The following is an 18,719-nucleotide window of genomic DNA, read 5'->3' on the forward strand; positions in this document are numbered from 1 at the left end:
TAGGCTGCAACCAAGGCGCGACACGACGCTCGGAGGCCAGGAACCCACCATGAAAGTCGACCGCCAGCCCCCGGTGCGCACGTCGCTGCAGCAAACCAACCACCCCTACATGACCGGCGCCTGGACGCCGCTGCACGAGGAGGTCGATGCGGTCGAGCTGGAGGTTCTGGAGGGCGCGATCCCGACCGACCTGGACGGCGTCTACCTGCGCAACACCGAAAACCCCGTGCACCAGCCGCTGGGCCGTTATCACCCGTTCGACGGCGACGGCATGGTTCACCAGATCGAGTTCCAGAACGGCCAGGCACGCTATCGCAACCGCTTCATCCGCACCCGCGGCTTCGAGGCCGAGCAGGAAGCCGGCGAGAGTCTCTGGGGCGGGCTGGCCGATGGACCTGGCACGTCGAAGCGCCCTGGTTTTGGCGCCCACGGCGGCCTGAAGGACACCGCCAGCACCGACATCGTCGTGCACGGGGGCGAGGCCATCGCCACCTTCTACCAGTGCGGCGAGGCCTATCGCCTGGACCCCCTGACCCTGGAGAATCTGGGCGTCGCCGGCTGGGCCCCGCTGGACGGCGTCTCGGCCCATGCCAAGGTCGACGAGGCGACAGGCGAGCTATTGTTCTTCAACTATTCCAAGTACCCGCCCTACATGCATTACGGGGTGGTCGACGCAAACGGCAAGCGCACCGTCTACCAGCCCATTGACCTGCCCGGTCCGCGCCTGCCGCACGACATGGCGTTTACGGCGAACTATTCGATCCTCAACGACCTGCCGGTGTTCTGGGACGCCAATCTGCTGGAGCGCGACATCCACGCGGTGCGCCTGCACAAGGGCCTGCCGTCACGGTTCGGCATCGTACCCCGTCACGGCGGCGCGGTTCGCTGGTTCGAGGCAGCCCCGACCTATGTGCTGCACTGGCTGAACGCCTATGAGGACGGCGACGAGATCGTGCTCGACGGCTATTTCCAGGAGAACCCGACACCGCGCCCGCTGGAGGACGCGCCAGAGGGTCATGGCCACCTGATGGCCTATCTCGACGAGCACAGCTTCCGACCCAAGCTGCACCGCTGGCGCTTCAACCTGGCCACCGGCGAGACCACCGAAGGTCACCTGGACGAGCGGATCCTGGAGTTTGGGATGTTTAATCAGGCCTATGCCGGCCGGCCCTATCGCTACGCCTATTCCACGACCGCCAAGCCGGGCTGGTTCCTGTTCAACGGCTTCGTCAAGCACGACCTCGAGACGGGCGAGAGCTGGTCACTGGCGCTGGGCCCCGGCCGCTACGCCAGCGAGGCCCCGTTCGCGCCGCGCGTCGGGGCGACGAGCGAGGATGACGGCTATCTGGTCAGCTTCATCATCGACGAGAATCGGGGGGCTTCGGAGTGCCTGATCGTCGACGCCAAGACGATGACGCCCGCGTGCCGCATCGCCTTGCCGCACAAGATCAGCAGCGGCACGCACGCGGTCTGGGCGGGGCGCGCTAGCCTAAACACTCTCCCAAAGGGAGAGGCACGGGCCAGTCGCGCAGCGATGGGAGGGTGAGGGGTTACGCCCTTCTCCGTATTCTGACCGAAGCCCTGCCGGCACGCCGTCCGGCATCTAAACCCCTCACGCTCCCAAGCTTCGCTTAGGCCCCTCCCTCTCCCTTTGGGAGAGGGTTTTAGCGTGACCCCCTCTTCGGAAACCACGGCACGAAGCCAGACGTCCGCGCCACATAGACCTCGTAGTCCGGCCGCTTGCGGCGCATGCGCCCCTCGACGGTCGGCACGCCGCTCCACCGGGTCAGCAGCACGGTGATCAGGATCGGGCCCGGCAGCGACCACGCCCCCAGCCCCGTTTCGGCGGCGACGAGGTAGAGGCCCCACCAGACGCAGGCGTCGCCGAAATAGTTGGGGTGTCGGGTGTAGCGCCACAGGCCGGTGTCCAGCACCTTGCCCGCGTTGGCCGGGTCGCCCTTGAAGCGCAGCAACTGCCAGTCGCCCAGGCTCTCGAAGCCGATGCCCACCACCGCCAGCACCGCGCCGGCGATGGCCAGGGGGCCGAGCGGCGAAGGGCTGAGTTGACCCAGTTGCACCGGAAGGGCCACGACGAACTGCAGCAGATATTGCAGCGAAAACACGATCAGCAGCGAGGCCTTGGCGAAGCTCCAGCCCCGCACGGTCTCGGCATGGTGCATCATGGTCACGTAGCGGCGGTCTGGTCCCTGCTTACGCCAGCGCCACAGTAGATAGCCACCCAGGCGCACGGCCCACAGGGTGCACAGGCCGGTCAGGAGCGCCCCGTGCGGCGTCACGCCGACCTGGGCCAGCGTGCTCCAGGCGATCAGCGCCATGCCCACGCCCCACCAGGCGTCGACGAAACTGACGTCCTTGAGCCGCAGGCCAATCAGCCACAGGCCGAGGAAAGCGGCGGCGGAGACGGCGGCGTTGATCAGGAAGAGGGTGAGCAGAGGCACGATTGAACTTTCAAATTGATGGTAGCTACGTCTGGCGGCTCAAGGAAGATCCTTCCCCCTCTGAGGGGAAAATCTACACCCCCACCAACAGGCTCACCGTTGTCGTGGTCGAGCCGCCGCCCGACGGGTTGATCGGCAGGCGGCCGCGCATGGTTATGGAGCCGTCCTCGATCGCCTTCCAGCTCTCGCCCGGCGCGGTCAAGCCGAGGTGGTCGATGGCCATGTATTGCGTGGCGGTGAAGCAGTCGTAGACCTCGATCGCATCCACCTGCGACAGGTCGGCGATCCCAGCGCGGACGTCTAAACCCCTCACCCTCCCAAGCTTCGCTTGGACCCCTCCCTCTCCCGGAGGGGAGCGGGCTGAGGGTCAAAGCCACAGCCCCGCCGCTGTCACGCCGTCGCCCCAGAAGCCTTCCGCCGGTCGCGTCAACCACCCGTCGGCCACTCGCGCGCCGCCGGGATAATCCTCCGCCAGCCACCAGGGTCCATCGAGATCCGCGAAGGCGCAGGACCCCGCCAGATGCAGCGCCGGCGCGATCGCCAGGGACGAGGCCACCATGCAGCCAACCATCAGGGTGAAGCCGTGGTTGCGGGCCTCCTCCAGCATCAGCAGCCCCTCGGTCAGTCCGCCAGCCTTGTCGAGCTTGAGGTTCACGGCGCCATAGCGACCCTTCAGAGCCGCCAAGTCCTCGGCGGTATGCACCGACTCGTCGGCGCAGATCGGATAGGGCGGATCATAGCCCTCCAACGCCATGTCTTCCCCGGCCGGAAGCGGTTGCTCGACCAAGGCGATATTCAGGTCCGACAGGATGGGTTTAAGCCCGTCGAGCGTGGCGAAATCCCAGCCTTCATTGGGGTCGACGATCAGGCGGGCGTGCGGGGCGGCCCGCGCCACGGCCAGCAGCCGCGCGGCGGGGTCGTCGGCCGACAGCTTGACCTTGATCAGCGGCGCGCTTGCCACCACCAGAGCGGCCGCGCCCATGGCCTCGACGGTGTCCAGACTGATGGTCACGGCGGTGATCAGGCGGTCGGGCACACGCAGAGCGGTCAAGGCCTCGACGCTCAGCCCCTCGCGTTTGGCTCGCAAGTCCCAGAGCGCGCAGTCCAGGGCGTTGCGGGCCGCGCCGGGCGTCAGCAGCGCAAGGGCCTCATGCGGCGCGGCGCCATCCCGCAGGGCCTGGACGGGTGGCTGCAGTTCGGCGATGACGCTCTCGACCGTTTCGTCGTAACGGGCATAGGGAACGCACTCGCCGCGCCCGATCAGATCCCCTTCGACGACCTCGACCACCACCGTCTCGGCGGCGGTCTTGACCCCGCGCGAAATGCGGAACGGCGCCTTCAGGCGGTGGCTGACAGGGACGATCGAGACGGTGCGCTGCATGGCTCATCGATAAGCCAGTTTGGCGAGACTCTTCAACCGATCCGGCGCGGGATCGGCGAGTCGGCGCGGCGCTCGCGAAGCACCTGCATGGCCAACCGGGGATCCCATACGAACAGCACGACCCACACCAGCAGCACGCCGGCATAGTTCAGCGCGCCCACGACGCCGCCGGGACGGCCCGGGCGAGTGAAGTGTACCGGACGGGTCTGGGGCTGGAAAAGGCTGGGCATGGGGATGTCGGTCATGGCGTTCTCCGTGGACACCGTGACCATCGCCGCCCGCTGCGTCAGATCCGGACGTGGCCGAAGACGGTTTTCGCACCCATATGTCGCTTCTGGGCGTTAGCCCTGCCGAACGAGAGCCCGACGAATGAGCAAGCCGATCACCATCACCATTCCCCATCAGCTCGGCGCCGCCGAGGCGCGTCGCCGCATCGAGGAGGGGTTTGGACAGTTGATCGGCCAGGCGGGCGGCGCGCTCAAGGACGTTCGGAAGACCTGGGACGGCGACACCCTGAACTTCTCGGCCCTGGCCATGGGTCAGACCATCTCGGGCGCGCTGTTCGTGATGGAGCAATCGGTGCGGATGGACATCGTCCTGCCCGGCCTGCTGGGCATGATCGCCAGCAAGATCACCGGTCAGGTCAAGAAGCAGGGCACGCTGCTGCTGGAGAAGAAGTAGCCTCTCGGCATTCGCCAAAATGAGCGTTGTTTAAGAGGTCTTCACCCGGCGCGCTGGCGCGTCCTTGGCCGGCGGGCGCTTGGCCGGACTGCGCTTAATACGCGGCGAGGCCTTGGACTCGGTCCGCTTCTCACGTTCTTCGCCAATCTTGTCCAAGCGCGCCTGGGCCATCTCCGCATGCTCGGTGCAGCGGGCGTGCATGGCCTCCAGCTCCTTGTCGGTCAGCTTCTCGATGCCCATGAACTTGTTCTCTGCGGCTGAGGTCAGGATCAGTTCGTCAAGCTTGGTCTGAACGGCAGCTCCGTCGCGGTTCTGGGTGTTCTGGATCAGGAACACCATCAGGAAGGTGATGATGGTCGTGCCGGTGTTGATCACCAGCTGCCAAGTCTCGGAAAACTTGAAAAGCGGTCCGCTGGCGGCCCAGACCAGCACCATCAGCACGCAGATCAGAAAGGCCGGCGGGCTGCCGGTGATCTTGGCGGTGGCGTTGGCGAATTTGGCGAAAAGCTTGTCCATGGGCGCTCCCTTGGCGCCCTAACGCACAAGCTGGACAATTTGTTCTACGGTTAGACAGGGTCGTCGCGAGCTTCCATGCGTTAGGGACGGGATGTTCGATCCTTATCTGTTATTCCTGCTGGGCCTGGGCGTTGTGGTGCTGCTGGTCGCCTGGCTGCCGATGGCGCTCAGCCGCCTGCCGCTGTCGCTGGCCATTCTTTGTGTCCTGATCGGGGTCGCGGTGTTCCACGGCGGCGTCGTGCCCTTCCGCTCCGATCCATTGCGCTTTTCCACCCTGACCGAACGCATGACCGAGATCGTGGTCATCGTCTCGCTGATGGGCGCGGGCCTGAAGATCGACCGGCGGATCGGCTTGAAGCGCTGGGCTTCTGCCTGGCGGCTGATCGCCATCACCATGCCGCTCAGTATCCTGGGCGTGACCCTGATGGGCATGCACGGACTGGGTTTGGGCTTGGCCTCGGCCCTGCTGCTGGGCGCGGCCCTGGCGCCGACCGATCCGGTGCTGGCCTCGGATGTTCAGGTCGGACCGCCGATGGCCGGCGACCGGGGCGAGGCGCGGTTTTCTCTCACCGCCGAGGCTGGACTTAACGACGGCTTCGCCTTTCCCTTTGTCCATCTCGCCGTCGCCATCGCCCTGGCGGGCGGCGCGGCCAGTCAGGGTCTGCTGACCCATTGGCTGACCATCGACGTCCTGTGGCGGGTGGCGGCGGGCGTAAGCGTCGGCTGGGGCGTCGGCAAGCTGCTGGGCTGGGCCACCTTCAAGGCGCCGCACGCCCGGATGTCGGGTACGGGCGACGGTCTCGTGGCCCTCGGCGCGACCCTGGTGGCCTACGGCGTCACCGAGGCGGCGCACGGCTACGGCTTCCTGGCGGTGTTCGTCGCTGGCCTGGCCCTGCGCGAAACCGAGCGCGACCACGTCTTCCACGAAGCCATGCACGACTTCGCCGAACAGGTGGAGCGCCTGCTGATGATGTTGGTCCTGGTGCTGCTCGGTGGGGCGGTGGCCGGCGGTCTGCTGGACTCCCTGACCTGGAAAGAGATCGCCTTTGGTCTGGCCCTGGTGTTCGTCATTCGGCCCCTGGCCGGATGGATCGGCTTGATCGGCTCGCCCCACTCCCTCCGCGAACGGGCCCTGGTGGCGTTCTTTGGTATTCGAGGGATTGGTTCGCTCTACTACCTGGCCTATGGTCTCAATCACGGGCACTTCCAGCGGTGGGATCGCCTATGGGCAATCACCGGCTTCGTGGTGTTGTGTTCGATCCTGGTGCACGGTGTCACCGCCACGCCCTTGATGGCGCGGATCGACGCCTGGCGCGCGGCCAACAAACCCCGCTGAATGACCACAACCTCGACGGGATCGCGCTCGGCCTAAGGATGCGACAAAGCGTCACATCCGGAATATCGAAGAAACTCAAGGCGGTCGTTCATCGTATTCCTTCCGCCGGGGGAACGGGATCAAGATGCAGGCTAGCGCCGCCCATCAGGAGCAACGACGGCAGGACTCGCTCCTGGCGCTACTGGCGGTGTCGCTGGTGGCCAGCCAGGCCTTCAGCGACTTCCTGACCCGCGACGCCTTGGGCATCGCCGCGCTGTGGCCGTCGAACGCTCTTCTGACGGCGGGGTTTCTGGTTCTCAGCCGCCCCCGCAGGCTCATCCTCGCCGCGATCGCGCTGGTGGCCCATCTGGTCATCGACCTGTTGGTCGGCGACAGTGTTGGCCGCGCCGTCATCTATACCGTGGTCGACCTCGGCGAAGCCGTCTTGGCGTGGGTGGTGATCCGCCGGTTCTTCGGCGGACCGCCGCGCGTGCGCACCATGCGACAGCTGGCCCTGCTGACCACCCTGACCGCTCCGGTGGCCTTGCTGATGTCAGCGGTCTGCGCGACGCTGCTGTTGATCTTCTATCGACAGCCGTTCCTGCCGGTGATGGGCGCCTGGTTCGTGTGCGGCGTGCTGGGCATGGCCATCGTGCTGCCCGGCGTGCTGGTGCTGATCGACGCCGAGCATCGCCGCACCTTTCAACGGGCGCCGCCGGAACAGCTGGGGCTGGCCGTGCTGATGGCAGGGCTTAGCGGCGCAGTTTTCTACGCCAAGGGCTTGCCCGCCCCGTTCCTGCTGTTCCCGGCCGCCGTGCTGACCGCTTTCCGCCTGGGTCCGCGCGGCGCGGCCCAGGCTTCGCTGATCGTCGCCTGCGTCGCCATTCCGCTCACCGTGAACGGCCTGTGGACCCAGCAGATCTCCACGGGCTGGTCCCAAGCTCATCAGAACCGATTTGTCCAAGTGTTCGTCGGTGTGCTGTTCGTCACCAGCCTCGCCACCGGCCTGGCCCTGGCCCAGCAAGAGCGCCTGCGCCGTCTGCTGGTCCGTCGCGAACAATTGACCCGCGCCGCCCGCGCCCGCGCCCTGTCCGCCAACGAGGCCAAGACCGAATTCCTGGCCACGATGAGCCACGAAATCCGCACGCCGCTCAACAGCGTGCTCGGCTTCTCCCAACTCCTGGTCGAGCGCACGGACCTGCCGGCCGACGCGCGCCGCCAACTGGGTCTGATCGACACCGCCGGCAAGGCCCTGCTGACCGTGGTCAACGACATCCTCGACTTCTCGCGGGTCGAGGCCGGCCAGGTGGAGCTGCTGTTCCAGCCCACCTCGGCGGCGGCCGTGCTGCACGACGCGGTCGGCATTATCCGGCCCGAGGCCGAGAACAAGGGCCTGACCATCGAGGTCGAGGTGGTCGACCAGGTCGGCGGCCTGCATGACCTGGACGGCCTGCGCCTGCGTCAGGTGCTGCTGAACCTGCTGAACAACGCGGTGAAGTTCACCGAGGTCGGCCGGATTCGGGCCCGCCTGGCGATTGAGCCGGGCGAGATCGAGGATAGGCTGCGGTTCGAGATCGTCGATACCGGTGTTGGCATCGCCATCGAGCAGCAAGGGCGTCTGTTCCAGCGCTTCAGCCAAGTCGACGGCTCGGCCAGTCGCGCTTACGCAGGCGCCGGCCTTGGCTTGGCGATCAGCAAGGCCCTGGTCGAGTTAATGGGCGGCAGGATCGGCGTCGATACGGCACTGGGTCACGGCTCGGCCTTCTGGCTGGAGCTCGGCGCGCCGCAGGTCGAAGCCTATGACCTTCCAGAGGCACAGCCAGCAGCCGAACCCGGCGCGGCGCGCATCCTGCTCGTCGATGACCACCCGATGAACCGCGAGATCGGCGCGGCGCTGCTAGCCCTGGTCGGCTGCCGGGTCGAGACCGCCGACAATGGCCAGCAAGCCGTGGCCATGGCCGCGCGCGGCGGCTACGACATCATCCTGATGGACATCCACATGCCAGAGATGGACGGCCTGGCCGCCACCCGGGCCATCCGCGCCCTCGACGGAGAGGCCGGGAAGATCCCGATCATCGCCATGAGCGCCGACGCCCTGCCCCAGCAGGTCGAGCGCTGCTATGCCGCCGGCATGGTCGACCACGTGGCCAAGCCCGTGCAGCGCGAGGTGCTGTACGCCAAGGTCAGTCGGTGGCTGGCGCGGAAGTAGGCATTCTTCCCCCTGTGGGGCAGGTGTCGGCGCAGCCGACGGAGGGGGCGTGATCGGCAGTTAGCCGGACTCGGATCGACGATCCCAAAGCTTTCCCCACCAGCCTTCGGCCGCCTCCCCCAGAGGGGAAGGAACTAGGCTTCCCTCTCACCGCCTCCCCCACTAACCTCCCCCCGCTATTCGGGGAGAAGAGCATGAACACCCTGCGCCTGGCCGCCCTGGCCCTCTGCGCCGTTTTGGCCGCCTGTTCGCCCGCCAAGCAGGCTGTGGAGACTCCCGGCCGCACGGCCTTGAAGCTGGCCACTGACTGGAAGGCTGAGGCTGAACTCGGCGGCTATTACCAAGCCCTGGCCACCGGCGAATACGCCAAGCGCGGGCTAGACGTGACCCTGATCCAAGGAGGTCCCGGCGTGAACGTGCCGCAGCTTCTGGCCGCCGGGGCGGTGGACGTGGGCGTCGGCTCCAACAGCTTCATCGTGCTGAACCTGGCCCAGCAGAACGTGCCGGTCAAAGCGGTCGCCGCCTTCATGGACAAGGATCCCCAGGTCCTGATCGCCCACCCCGGCCAGGGCGTGAACAGCATCGCCGACATGAAGGGCCGGCCGATCCTGCTGTCGGACGCCTCCAAGACCGCCTTTTGGGTGTGGCTGAAGGCCAAGCACGGCTTCACCGACGACCAGGTCCACAGCTACAACTATTCGGCCGCGCCGTTCCTGGCCGACAAGCGGGTGATCCAGCAGGGCTATGTCACCTCCGAGCCCTACCTCATCGAGAGGGAGGGCAAGCTGAAGCCGGCGGTATTCCTGCTGGCCGACGACGGTTACCCCTCATACGCCTCGATGGCGCTCGTCCCCGACGCCCTGATCGCCAAGAACCCCGCGGCGGTGAAAGCCTTCGTCGAGGCCACGGCTGCGGGCTGGACGTCTTACGTCTATGGCGACGCCAAGCCGGGCGACGCCCTGATCCTCAAGGACAATCCGGAAATGACCCAGGACGTCCTCGACCAGGCGCGCGACAAGATGCGGTCCTACAGCGTGGTGCCCCGCACCGGCGTGGGCGCTATGACCGACGCGCGCTGGGCGGCGTTCTTCGCGGCGACCTCTGGCCAGGGCGTCTATCCTAAGGGCATGGACTACAAGCGGGCCTATTCGCTGGACTACCTGCCGAAGTGATCGCGGCCCTGCAACAGCTAGAGGTGGATTACCCCGGTCGCGGGCGCGCCCTGGGTCCCATAGACCTGACCCTGAACGCCGGAGAAATCGTCGCCCTCGTCGGCCCGTCGGGTTGCGGAAAGTCCACGGCGCTGCGTCTGCTGGCGGGGCTGGAGTCGCCGACGCGGGGCACGGTGACCCGCGCCGCCGGTCGGGGCGAGACCTCGGTGGTGTTCCAGGCCCCGACCCTGGCCCCGTGGATGAGCACGGCGGCCAATGTCGCCCTGCCGCTTGAACTGGCTGGAACGCCAAGGCGGCAGGCTCGGGAGCAGGCTGTCGCGGCCCTGGCCAGGGTGGGCCTCAAGGACGCCGAGACCGCCCGCCCCGCCCAGCTGTCGGGCGGCATGGCCATGCGCGCCGCCCTGGCGCGCGCCTTGGTCACCAGCCCGCGCTTGCTGCTGCTGGACGAACCTTTCGCGGCCCTCGACGAGATCACCCGGCGGGCCTTGGCTGATGATGTTCTGGACCTGGTCGAGGCCCTGGCGCCCGCTGTGGTCTTCGTCACTCACAATGTGGAGGAGGCCGTCTATATGGCCAGGCGGGTCGTCGTGATGAGCCCCGGTCCGGGCCGCATCGCGGGCGAGGTGGCGGTCGAGGGGCCTGTCGTCCGGCCGCCCGGCTTTCGGACGACAGCAGCGTTCCGCGAGACGGCGGAGGCGGTGTCAGGCTTGCTGGCGCGCGGTGTCGAGGCGGCGGCATGACCGCCGCTCAACAGGCCCTGCCCCTGTGGGGGGGGCGGCGCGAAAGCGCCGGTGGGGGGAGCAGACCCGCCTCGACCGACTCCCCCCTCCGTCGGCTTCGCCGACACCTCCCCCACGGGAGGCGGACTTGGTAATGAAGCTCCTCGCCCCCCTTGCCCTGATCATCCTTCTCCTGGCCGCCTGGGAGCTAAGCTGTCGCGTCCTCAACGTGCCGGTCTACCTCCTGCCCGCGCCCTCGGCGATCGGCGCCGCCCTGGCCCAGGGTTGGCCGCTGCTGCTGTCCAGCGCCTGGGGGACCTTGTCGACCGCCCTGATCGGCCTGGCCCTGGCCAGCCTGCTCGCCTGCGGCCTGGCCCTGCTGGTCAGTCTCAATCCCGTGCTGGAGGACGCTATACGGCCCGTGGCCGTCATACTGCAGGTCACGCCGCTCCTGGCCCTTGGACCTTTGATGACCATCTGGGCTGGGATAGACCATCCGCAGCGCGCGGTCACAGCCCTGGCCGCCGTGGCCGCTTTCTTCCCGATCTTCTCGGGCGCCCTGACCGGCCTCAAGTCCGTAGATCCAGATCTGGCCAGGTTATTCGACCTCTATGGCGCGGGACCCGTCCAGCGTCTGTGGCGGTTGCGCCTGCCCTCGGCGGTCCCGGCCTTGCTGGAGGGCCACAAGGTGGCTGCCGGCCTGGCTGTTGTCGGAGCCGTGGTCGCCGAGTTTGTCGCAGGCTCCGGCGGCGTCCAGGGCCTGGCCTGGCGGTTGCTAGAGGCGTCCTACCGCCTGCAGACCGCGCGTATGTTCGCCGCCCTGGCCGTGCTGGCTGTGCTCGGCGTGGCGCTGCACGGCGTGATGGCGCTGGTGGAACGCCGCCTGCTGGCCTGGTGGTGGGGTCGCTGACCCGAGCCTGGCGCGGCCCAGGGTCACGGCGCGCGAATTCGCGTCGCCGTTAGGCCCGGATTAAGTCGGGATGCTTATGGATCAAGGGGACCCTGCTCGTTTCCGGACCGGTTCATGCGCCTTGTTGTCCTCCTGCCCGTGCTGATCAGCGTCGCCGCCCCGGCGTACGCCGAAGGCGCGCGCGAGAGCCGCTATGGTCCCAGCAGCCCCCGCCAGACCACCGCCGCCGTCGCCGTGACCGCCGCCGCGGCGACCGCGCGCTATGACGGACCCATGCTGGGTTGGGCCAACAAGCGTCAGGCGGCCGCCTTCGTCTCGACGTCAGCCACACCGGCGCCGGTCGCCGCATCGACCAATTACCAGCCCGCTCGCGCCCCGGCCACGCCAAGGCCGGCAGCCTTCACACCACCGGCCGCGCCGCTGCCGACCAGCCTCTACGCCCCGCCGACCCCGCCCGCGTCGCCGCCGCCGCCAGCCGCCCGGCAGGTCGCCGCCGTGAACACGGCCGGAACAGGTGCGCGCTTCTACTCCGTGGGCCGTGAATACGGCCTGACGCCCGACGCCATCCCGCCCCTGGGCCCTGACAGCCGCGTGCTGATCACCGCCAGCGAACCGACGCCCGAAGCCAGAGACGCCGCGCCCCGCCATGGCTCGGCCGATTGGCTGGCGGCCGGCGTGAATGGCGACGACGAAGATGACAACGGCGACAGCCGCAAGACCCGGAAATTCCAGTGATCCAGTCGCGTCTGCACGACCTCATCGCCCTGGCCGACGAGCCGTCCAGCGAGCGCCGCCGCGACCTGCTGCGTGGGGTCACCGACCTGTTCTTCGCCAGCGAGAGCCACGACGATGTGGAGATGGGCCTGTTCGACGACGTCATGGGCCAGTTGGCCGGCGAGATGGAAGAGGCCGTCAAGATTGAGCTGGCCGAGCGGCTCGGCACGGTGGCGAAAGCGCCGCCGACCCTGACCCGGGCCCTGGTCAGCGACACCATCGCCGTCGCCCGCCCGATCCTGCAAGGCGCCCCGCAGCTTACCGAGGCCGATCTGCTGCACGTGGCCCGCACCCAGGGCCAGGACCATCTGCGCGCCATCTCCCAGCGCCTCGCCGTGCCCATGGTCGTCTCGGACGCCATCGTGGCGCGCGGCGACGACACCACTTTGAGCGTGCTTCTGCGCAATGAAGGCGCGGTGCTGTCGCGCAAAGCCCACGAGACGGCCATCGACCGCGCGACCGCCAATCCCGAGTTGCACGAGGCGGTGATCGATCGCCAGGCCCTGCCCATCGACCTGCTCAACGAGATGTATTTCGTGGCGGAGGCGCGCCTGCGCGACCGGATCATGGAGCGCAACGCCAATGTCGATCCGATCGCCCTCGACGCGGCCCTGAAAGCCGGCCGCAACCGCGTGGCCGAACGTGACGGCGCCCTGCCGCCCGACTATGCTGCGGCGGTCGAGGAGATCAGCGCGATGAAGGCTCGCGGCGGCGTCACGCCGCCGGTCTTGGCCGGCATGCTGCGGGCCAAGAAGACCACCTTGTTTCTGGTCGCCCTCGCCGAGATGGCCGACATCGACTTCCACACCGCGCGCAAGATCATCGAGCGCCGCGAGCTCGACGGCCTGGCGGTGGTCTGCAAGGCGGCCGATTTTGATCGCGCCCTGTTCCTCACCTTCGCCCTGCTGATCCTTGATCCCAACGACAACGCCATGGACAAGGCCAAGGCCTATGGCGAGCTCTACGCCGCCCTGCCCCGCGATGCGGCCCTGCGCACCATCCGCTTCTGGCGCATGCGTCGCACCACGGGCGACGTGGCGGCGGCCTAAGGCTCGCGCCTGATCCCGACCACTGGAGGCGCGGAAACCAGACCGAGCCCCGTTTGGCGTCGCGTTGATCCGGCCACGGGCGGAACTCGCTCGGCAGGCGATCGTTTGAAGTCCATCGAGGGGCCTTCCTCCGGAGCGCCCTTGTGGAACAGTCAAAGAAACGCGCGACCCTGGTCGCCTGCGCCGCCGTGGCCGGGACCATGACGGCCGCCGCCATCGCCGCCCTGGCGTGGCCAGCCCTGACGCGACCGGAGCCGCCCACGGAGGCGGCGGCGGGAGCGGACGGGATCAGTATCCATTTGGTCCAACCGCCGAAAGCGGCGGTCGCGCGGACCGGCCTCCTGGATGTTGGCCTTTCCGACGCCGCCCTGGCCATGACCAAGGGCCGGCAGGCGTTGACCGACACCTTCGCCCCCGCTGCAGATTCGCCGCCGCCGAGGCCGGTGATGGGGCCCGCGCCTCCCCGGGTCATCCCCGTCGAGCGCGACGACGAGGAGGTTGGTCTCCCCCAGACGGAGCCTGACCGTCGTGATGATCGGTGGGAGCGCGAGCGCTGGGCGCGCGATGACGCCCGGGAGGCGCAACGCGCCCGCTGGGAACGTGAGCGCATGGCCGAGGACGACCGCCGCGAACGGGCCGCGCTGGAGCAGGAGCGGCTGGAGCAGCGTCGTTGGCGCGATGACCGCGAGGACGATCGCTACGCCCCGCCGCCGCGCGGCGACGACCCGCCGCCCGGCGAGCCCTGGTAGGCCAGTCTAGCGAATACGGATGCGGACCGGGACTTCAATGAATGAGCCAGCACGGCTCTTGCCGTCGGGGCCCATCAGCTCGACCTGGAACTGCGAGGCCATCGACAGGGCGGCTTGACCGACGCCCAGTTCGGCCGGGGTCTCGCTCTGCACCGAGCAGGCGGTCAGGCCGCCATCGCGCTTGACCATGCAGCTGAGGATCGCTTCGGCGACCCGAGGCGTAGTGTCCCGGATCTGGGTCATGGCGGGTTGAGCCGAGGTGGTCGGCGCGGGAGCGATGGAAACGGCGGCGGCGGCGAGCAACGAAGCGATCACTGGGTCTTCCCTACTGGCTTGGGTCCAGGCCCCGTCGGAGCTGGCCGGTTTCATTCTGGGTCAGGCGGGGTGCGCCTGTTTCACGCGTTGCAACCCTTGAGCCGCCAACTCGGTTAGCGACCGCAGGCCCAGTTCGGCGAACACGTCAAAGGCGCTGGCCAAGGCCATGGCGGCCCGATCCAGGCGGCCATCGTCGCGACCGGTGATCTCGACTCGCGCCTCGTAGAGCCGGGCCAGATTCATCTGGGCCACGGCCCAGGCGGCCGGATCGCGCGCGCCTGGCGCGGCGGTAAGCTCGGCCTTGAAGGCCATCTCGGCGGCGTCGAGCACGGCCAGGTCGGCGGTCAGCTCGGCGCAGCGGGCCAGGCTGAGGGCTCGGTTGTTGGCGACCACGGCGCGCAGGGCCAGGGCCGGCTGGGTCTTGAGAATGTGCGAGGCGCGGTCGTAGCAGGTGACGGCGCGTTCGAAACAGCGCTCCGAGGTCGTCGCCTCGCCCATGGCTTGCAGGCCGGCCCCCAGCGCGGCCTGGGCGCGGGCCCAGTCCATGGGGCTGTGGTCGGCGGTGACCGGCTCCAACGCCTGGGCCAGGGCCTCGACGCCGTCGGCGATGTGGTTGATCTCGCCGTCCAGTTCGCCCAGTTGCACCAGCGCCGTGCCGCGCAGCGACTCGAGCCGCGACCAGGCCAGGGGCTCGAAGTCCGGGTCTAGCGCCGCCTCGGCGGCCTTGGCCTCGTTCAGCGCGACCTCGGTCAAGGCGCGGTCCTTCAGGCGGGCGGCGCACGACAGCAAAAGCTCGACGCGCGCGGCGCGCTGGTCGGCCAGCAGCAGGCGCGAAGCCCCGCCCTTGACCCGACGCGCGGCCGACAGGCCTCGTAGCGGCGATTCAAAAGCTTGGGCCGCAGCCAGGGCGCGGTCGATATCGTTCTCGGCCAAGGCGACGCGGCCTTCCAGCCCGGCCATCAGGGCCTCAGCCATGGCGCAGCGATGGCCTGGCGCGGTCTTGGCCAGGGTCAGGGTGGCGCCGGCGGCGGCGTGCAGACCCTCATCGCCGAACATGTCGGCGCCCAGAACCGCCAGGGTCGCCTGCTCGCAGCGCGCGGCGGCCAGGCAGTCGGCGCGGCGTTCGGTCTCGAAGATTTTGGCGGCGGCTTCGGCCTGCGCCGCGCCCTTGCGCAAGGCGGCGGCGTCGCCGGAGCGGCGGGCCAGTTCGCGCCAGACCGTGGCGGCTTCCAGCAGGCGGCGGCCGCGATCCTTGGCGCCGATGCGGCCGGCGGCCACGTCGGCCGACCGGGCCTCGTTAACCAGCAGTCGCAGGTCTAGCAACTCCAGCAGCGAGGTGTCGCCGCCGGTCAGTCCGTCCCGATGGGCGGCGGCCCTGGCGGGGGCGCCGGCGTCGACTCCGAAGAGTCTTTTCAAATCACGACCAAACTCAAACATCGCTGCGTACTCCGCACACGGAACGTCCCACGCCGGGACGTCCGGCAAGGGTTCAACGCATCAGTAGCAAAGCCGGAGCCATCGCGTTTAACAAGTCGTTAACCGATCCTAAGATGGCGTTAACCATAAATATTTGGGACTCGTTTACGCTTCGTTCCTCAAAGCCAACAAAAGCGTTGCTTCCGCCCCGATATGGCACATTTCTTGCTTACCGGTTCTTGACGGGACGGCGAAAAAGCCATCCGCGTTAGAACTCTGTTCATCGACCTGAAGATGACGTTAACCAAGGTTTTTAAGGCCTGGTTTACTTTCTGTTCCGGCGAAGCTGTCTTCAGCCCGTTCGTCACCCGCCTCTGGCCACGTCGGGGCGACGGCCCTAGACAGGCGCCATGACCGCCGTGACCCTCTGGACCGCCGCCCTGTGCAAACCCGACCCCGGCTATGGCGGCTGGGCTTACGTGCGGCGCAACGCCGACGGGACCCTGGCCGGCGCGGCTGGCGGTGAGCGTCGCGTCACCGGCCCGCGCATGGTTCTGACCGGCCTGATCGAAGCCCTGACCGCCCTGGCCGACCTGCCGGCGCAGACGGCCGTGAAGCTCTATGTCGCCGAGCCCTCCCTGGCCGCCGAGTTGGCCGCGACCGACGGCGCCTGCGCCCTGGCCGACCCCGAAGCCTGGGCCGCCGCCCGCAAGCTGCTGGCCGCCCGTCCGGTGCTGACCCTGACGCCGCTCACCGACGCCGCGCCCGCCGCCGGCTTCCTCAAGGCTTGGGCCGATTTCGGCCTCGACACCGCCAAGACCCGGGGCAGCTTCAAGGCCGCGATCCCGAAGCCGAACCTGCTGAAGTTCCCCCGCTAGAGCATTTCCCGACCTGACTGCGTCAGGCCGTGAGCTCTAATCTTCTGTTTTGACGCATTTTTCTTCACGCGAACCGCAACCACTTCGCTCGAAAAATGCTCTAGCGCCCCGCCACGATCAGGTCGGCCGTCGCCACGTTGCAGGCCAGTGGCACCTCGGCCAGGGTCGCCATGCGGATCAGCGCCTTGACGTCGACATCGTGCGGCTGGGGCGACAGCGGGTCGACGAAGAACACCAGCATGTCCAGCAGGCCCACGGCCAACAGCGCGCCCAGTTGCTGGTCGCCGCCCAGCGGTCCGCTCTTCAGCCGGGTCAGGTCCAGGTCCGGCAAGGCCTCGAGGATCCGGCCGCCGGTGGTCCCGGTGGCGTAGAGCTTGTGCTGGCTCAAAAAGCCCCGGTGCGCCACGGCCCACGCGACCAGGGCGGTCTTTTTGTCGTCGTGGGCGACGAGGCCGACGGCGAAGGGGCGGTTGGGCATGGGCGGCTCCGGACACCAAGGGGGACGCACTCATTTCGCGCCCTCGCCCGAATGACAAGAGCGTCCTGGCGTCGGCGCTGACGATCCCCCGAGCAGGGATGCTCCCGCCGCGAGCAGGATATCGCTTCGGCGGCGCGGCTCCAGACGAGACCTTGCGCGTCCCTCAAGAGCGGCGTGTCCTGCCAAGGTCGGGCCGGCAAGACCCGCGCCAAGGAGACGGGAACGAACATGGACATGCAAAATTCTGACACAAAGGCTCTGGGCCGCCGGTCGTTCCTGCGCGCCGCCGCGCTGGTCGCCGCGACGCCGATCCTGACCGAGGCCAGCCTGGCTCGCGCCGCACAGACCACCGCCGCCCCGCCGTCCGGCATGGCCCTGCACGGCCAGGGCCCCAGCGTGCCGCCGCCCGGTTCGGTGCTGATCAACGCCAACGAAAACCCGCTGGGCCCGTCCAAGGCCGCCTGCGCCGCCATCGCCCGCGTGGCCCCTTTGGGCGGCCGCTACGACCTCAATGGCGAGACCGAGATGCTGGCCATTACCTTCGCGGCCCAGAACGGGCTGAAGGTCGAGAACATCGCCGTCTATGCAGGCTCCTCCGAGCCGCTGCACTACAGCGTGCTGGCCTTCACCTCGCCGACCCGCAGCTTCGTCACCGCCGATCCGTCCTATGAGGCGGGCATGTATGCGGCGATGACCAGTAAGGCCAAGATCGTCAAGGTGCCGCTGGCCGCCGACTACGGCCACGACGTCAAGGCCATGGTCGCCGCCGATCCGGCCGCCGGGGTGATCTATATCTGCAACCCCAACAACCCGACCGGCACGACCACCACCAAGCAGGACATAGCCTGGGCGCTGGACCACAAGCCCGCCGGCTCGATCCTGCTGGTCGACGAGGCCTATATCCACCTGTCGGACGCCCAGGACACGCTGGACCTGGTGGCGGCCGGCAAGGACCTGATCGTGCTGCGGACCTTTTCGAAGATCTATGGCATGGCCGGCATCCGCTGCGGTTTCGCGGTGGCTCGGCCCGACCTGCTGGCCAAGCTGGCGCCGTTCGGCCAGAACGCCATGCCGATCACCGGCTCGGCCGCCGCTCGCGCCTCGTTGGAGGACAAGTGCCTGGTCGCCGAGCGCAAGACGATCATCGGCGACACCCGCCGCGACACCCTGGCCTGGCTGAAGGCCAACGATTACAGAGTGATCGGTGCGCCCGAGACCAACTGCTTCATGATCGACACTGGCCGTAACGGCAAGGGCGTGATCGCGGCGATGAAGGCCAAGGGCGTCTATATCGGCCGCACCTGGCCGATCTGGCCGAACGCCGTGCGGATCTCGGTGGGGACGCCCGCCGAGATGGCGGCCTTCAAGACAGCGTTCAAGACGGTGATGGCGAGCCCGGCGGTGGCGATGGAGGGCCATGACCTCGGTGGACATCGGGCCGACCTGGGCCATTACCCGACCGCCTAGCGCCGCTGCGAACTGGCGACCGAGCCGGGGTGAAAATCCTCCCCCCGTGGGGGAGGTGGTCGCGCAGCGTCCGGTGGGGGGAGTTTTGGGGTCTTCGATCGCAGGTCTGGCCGGCATCCGATCACTCCCCCCACCGTCGGCTTTGCCGACACCTCCCCCACGGGGGAAGGACTTGAGACACACGGCTTCGTCGCCTGACGGGATGGCCCGAAAGGGGGTTGAGGAGGCGCG

The 18,719-nt window shown here is 68.2% G+C and carries 19 protein-coding genes and 1 pseudogene; 12 read left to right on the forward strand and 8 right to left on the reverse strand.

The features are described from left to right. Nucleotides 1–49: 49 nt before the first annotated feature. Nucleotides 50–1,546: a carotenoid oxygenase family protein gene (locus ACP694_RS16460; RefSeq protein WP_426014128.1), complete on the forward strand. Its 1,497-nt coding sequence runs from the start codon at nt 50–52 to the stop codon at nt 1,544–1,546. Nucleotides 1,547–1,664: 118 nt separating this feature from the next. On the opposite strand, the gene ACP694_RS16465 is transcribed toward ACP694_RS16460, so the two are convergent. From ACP694_RS16465 to didA, 4 genes and pseudogenes are all read right to left on the reverse strand, one after another. Then, nucleotides 1,665–2,459: a DUF1295 domain-containing protein gene (locus ACP694_RS16465; protein ID WP_426014130.1), complete on the reverse strand. Its 795-nt coding sequence runs from the start codon at nt 2,457–2,459 to the stop codon at nt 1,665–1,667. A 73-nt stretch (nt 2,460–2,532) separates the two neighbouring features. Next, nucleotides 2,533–2,754 (reverse strand): annotated as a pseudogene (locus ACP694_RS16470) (thiolase C-terminal domain-containing protein); the annotation flags it as partial. Between the two features lie 72 nt (nt 2,755–2,826). Then, nucleotides 2,827–3,840: an N-acetyl-D-Glu racemase DgcA gene (gene dgcA / locus ACP694_RS16475; protein WP_426014132.1), complete on the reverse strand. Its 1,014-nt coding sequence runs from the start codon at nt 3,838–3,840 to the stop codon at nt 2,827–2,829. Between the two features lie 32 nt (nt 3,841–3,872). Next, the gene (gene didA, locus ACP694_RS16480) at nt 3,873–4,085 is read right to left on the reverse strand and encodes a DNA damage-induced SOS-independent cell division inhibitor A (RefSeq protein WP_426014133.1); all 213 of its coding nucleotides are present in this window, start codon (nt 4,083–4,085) and stop codon (nt 3,873–3,875) included. 124 nt (nt 4,086–4,209) lie between these two features. Between didA and ACP694_RS16485 the strand changes: the two genes are divergently transcribed. Beyond that, the gene (locus ACP694_RS16485) at nt 4,210–4,521 is read left to right on the forward strand and encodes a polyhydroxyalkanoic acid system family protein (protein ID WP_426014136.1); all 312 of its coding nucleotides are present in this window, start codon (nt 4,210–4,212) and stop codon (nt 4,519–4,521) included. Between the two features lie 30 nt (nt 4,522–4,551). On the opposite strand, the gene ACP694_RS16490 is transcribed toward ACP694_RS16485, so the two are convergent. Continuing rightward, entirely contained in the window at nt 4,552–5,037 is a 486-nt protein-coding gene (locus ACP694_RS16490; RefSeq protein WP_426014138.1) for a low affinity iron permease family protein, read from the reverse strand. Nucleotides 5,038–5,128: 91 nt separating this feature from the next. On the opposite strand from ACP694_RS16490, the gene ACP694_RS16495 reads away from it, so the two are divergent. The 8 genes from ACP694_RS16495 to ACP694_RS16530 all read left to right on the forward strand — a co-directional run bounded on the left by ACP694_RS16495 (nt 5,129) and on the right by ACP694_RS16530 (nt 13,934). Then, nucleotides 5,129–6,373 (forward strand): cation:proton antiporter, encoded by a 1,245-nt coding sequence (locus ACP694_RS16495; RefSeq protein ID WP_426014140.1) that lies wholly within the window; start codon nt 5,129–5,131, stop codon nt 6,371–6,373. Between the two features lie 124 nt (nt 6,374–6,497). Continuing rightward, entirely contained in the window at nt 6,498–8,561 is a 2,064-nt protein-coding gene (locus ACP694_RS16500; protein WP_426014141.1) for an MASE1 domain-containing protein, read from the forward strand. 194 nt (nt 8,562–8,755) lie between these two features. Beyond that, the gene (locus tag ACP694_RS16505; protein ID WP_426014142.1) at nt 8,756–9,733 is read left to right on the forward strand and encodes an ABC transporter substrate-binding protein; all 978 of its coding nucleotides are present in this window, start codon (nt 8,756–8,758) and stop codon (nt 9,731–9,733) included. After that, nucleotides 9,730–10,473 carry an ABC transporter ATP-binding protein gene (locus ACP694_RS16510; RefSeq protein WP_426014144.1) on the forward strand — a complete coding sequence of 248 codons (744 nt, stop codon included), beginning with the start codon at nt 9,730–9,732 and terminating at the stop codon, nt 10,471–10,473. The genes ACP694_RS16505 and ACP694_RS16510 overlap by 4 nt, the downstream gene beginning before the upstream one ends. A gap of 133 nt (nt 10,474–10,606) precedes the next feature. Further along, nucleotides 10,607–11,362, forward strand: coding sequence for an ABC transporter permease (locus ACP694_RS16515; protein ID WP_426014145.1), 756 nt, complete (start codon nt 10,607–10,609; stop codon nt 11,360–11,362). A 114-nt stretch (nt 11,363–11,476) separates the two neighbouring features. After that, a complete protein-coding gene (locus ACP694_RS16520) occupies nt 11,477–12,097 on the forward strand; it encodes a hypothetical protein (protein ID WP_426014147.1) in 621 nt (206 codons plus the stop codon). Further along, nucleotides 12,097–13,185, forward strand: coding sequence for a DUF2336 domain-containing protein (locus tag ACP694_RS16525; RefSeq protein WP_426014246.1), 1,089 nt, complete (start codon nt 12,097–12,099; stop codon nt 13,183–13,185). The genes ACP694_RS16520 and ACP694_RS16525 overlap by 1 nt, the downstream gene beginning before the upstream one ends. A 143-nt stretch (nt 13,186–13,328) precedes the next feature. After that, nucleotides 13,329–13,934, forward strand: a complete 606-nt coding sequence (locus ACP694_RS16530) for a hypothetical protein (RefSeq protein WP_426014148.1) — start codon at nt 13,329–13,331, stop codon at nt 13,932–13,934. 6 nt (nt 13,935–13,940) lie between these two features. Here ACP694_RS16530 and ACP694_RS16535 read toward each other — a convergent pair whose 3' ends face one another. Further along, entirely contained in the window at nt 13,941–14,249 is a 309-nt protein-coding gene (locus tag ACP694_RS16535; RefSeq protein WP_426014149.1) for a hypothetical protein, read from the reverse strand. Nucleotides 14,250–14,309: 60 nt separating this feature from the next. Then, complete coding sequence (locus ACP694_RS16540; protein ID WP_426014151.1) at nt 14,310–15,686, reverse strand: hypothetical protein; 1,377 nt, start codon at nt 15,684–15,686, stop codon at nt 14,310–14,312. A 389-nt stretch (nt 15,687–16,075) separates the two neighbouring features. On the opposite strand from ACP694_RS16540, the gene ACP694_RS16545 reads away from it, so the two are divergent. After that, entirely contained in the window at nt 16,076–16,543 is a 468-nt protein-coding gene (locus ACP694_RS16545; protein ID WP_426014152.1) for a ribonuclease H, read from the forward strand. A gap of 100 nt (nt 16,544–16,643) precedes the next feature. Here ACP694_RS16545 and ACP694_RS16550 read toward each other — a convergent pair whose 3' ends face one another. Beyond that, nucleotides 16,644–17,021 (reverse strand): methylglyoxal synthase, encoded by a 378-nt coding sequence (locus tag ACP694_RS16550; protein WP_426014155.1) that lies wholly within the window; start codon nt 17,019–17,021, stop codon nt 16,644–16,646. Between the two features lie 234 nt (nt 17,022–17,255). Between ACP694_RS16550 and ACP694_RS16555 the strand changes: the two genes are divergently transcribed. Beyond that, on the forward strand, nt 17,256–18,488 hold the full coding sequence (locus tag ACP694_RS16555; protein ID WP_426014157.1) for a pyridoxal phosphate-dependent aminotransferase: 1,233 nt from the start codon (nt 17,256–17,258) through the stop codon (nt 18,486–18,488). The last annotated feature ends 231 nt before the right edge of the window (nt 18,489–18,719 follow it).

The organism is Caulobacter sp. DWR2-3-1b2 (genome assembly GCF_049896345.1).
GTDB lineage: Bacteria > Pseudomonadota > Alphaproteobacteria > Caulobacterales > Caulobacteraceae > Caulobacter.

Bases quoted from the DNA above. Each gene is read 5' to 3' on its own strand.
- ACP694_RS16555 (WP_426014157.1), top strand. From the start codon at position 17,256: ATGCAAAATTCTGACACAAAGGCTCTGGGCCGCCGGTCGTTCCTGCGC.
- didA (WP_426014133.1), bottom strand. From the start codon at position 4,085: ATGACCGACATCCCCATGCCCAGCCTTTTCCAGCCCCAGACCCGTCCG.
- dgcA (WP_426014132.1), bottom strand. From the start codon at position 3,840: ATGCAGCGCACCGTCTCGATCGTCCCTGTCAGCCACCGCCTGAAGGCG.
- ACP694_RS16500 (WP_426014141.1), top strand. From the start codon at position 6,498: ATGCAGGCTAGCGCCGCCCATCAGGAGCAACGACGGCAGGACTCGCTC.
- ACP694_RS16515 (WP_426014145.1), top strand. From the start codon at position 10,607: ATGAAGCTCCTCGCCCCCCTTGCCCTGATCATCCTTCTCCTGGCCGCC.
- ACP694_RS16490 (WP_426014138.1), bottom strand. From the start codon at position 5,037: ATGGACAAGCTTTTCGCCAAATTCGCCAACGCCACCGCCAAGATCACC.
- ACP694_RS16540 (WP_426014151.1), bottom strand. From the start codon at position 15,686: ATGTTTGAGTTTGGTCGTGATTTGAAAAGACTCTTCGGAGTCGACGCC.
- ACP694_RS16550 (WP_426014155.1), bottom strand. From the start codon at position 17,021: ATGCCCAACCGCCCCTTCGCCGTCGGCCTCGTCGCCCACGACGACAAA.
- ACP694_RS16460 (WP_426014128.1), top strand. From the start codon at position 50: ATGAAAGTCGACCGCCAGCCCCCGGTGCGCACGTCGCTGCAGCAAACC.
- ACP694_RS16545 (WP_426014152.1), top strand. From the start codon at position 16,076: ATGACCGCCGTGACCCTCTGGACCGCCGCCCTGTGCAAACCCGACCCC.
- ACP694_RS16520 (WP_426014147.1), top strand. From the start codon at position 11,477: ATGCGCCTTGTTGTCCTCCTGCCCGTGCTGATCAGCGTCGCCGCCCCG.
- ACP694_RS16505 (WP_426014142.1), top strand. From the start codon at position 8,756: ATGAACACCCTGCGCCTGGCCGCCCTGGCCCTCTGCGCCGTTTTGGCC.
- ACP694_RS16485 (WP_426014136.1), top strand. From the start codon at position 4,210: ATGAGCAAGCCGATCACCATCACCATTCCCCATCAGCTCGGCGCCGCC.
- ACP694_RS16495 (WP_426014140.1), top strand. From the start codon at position 5,129: ATGTTCGATCCTTATCTGTTATTCCTGCTGGGCCTGGGCGTTGTGGTG.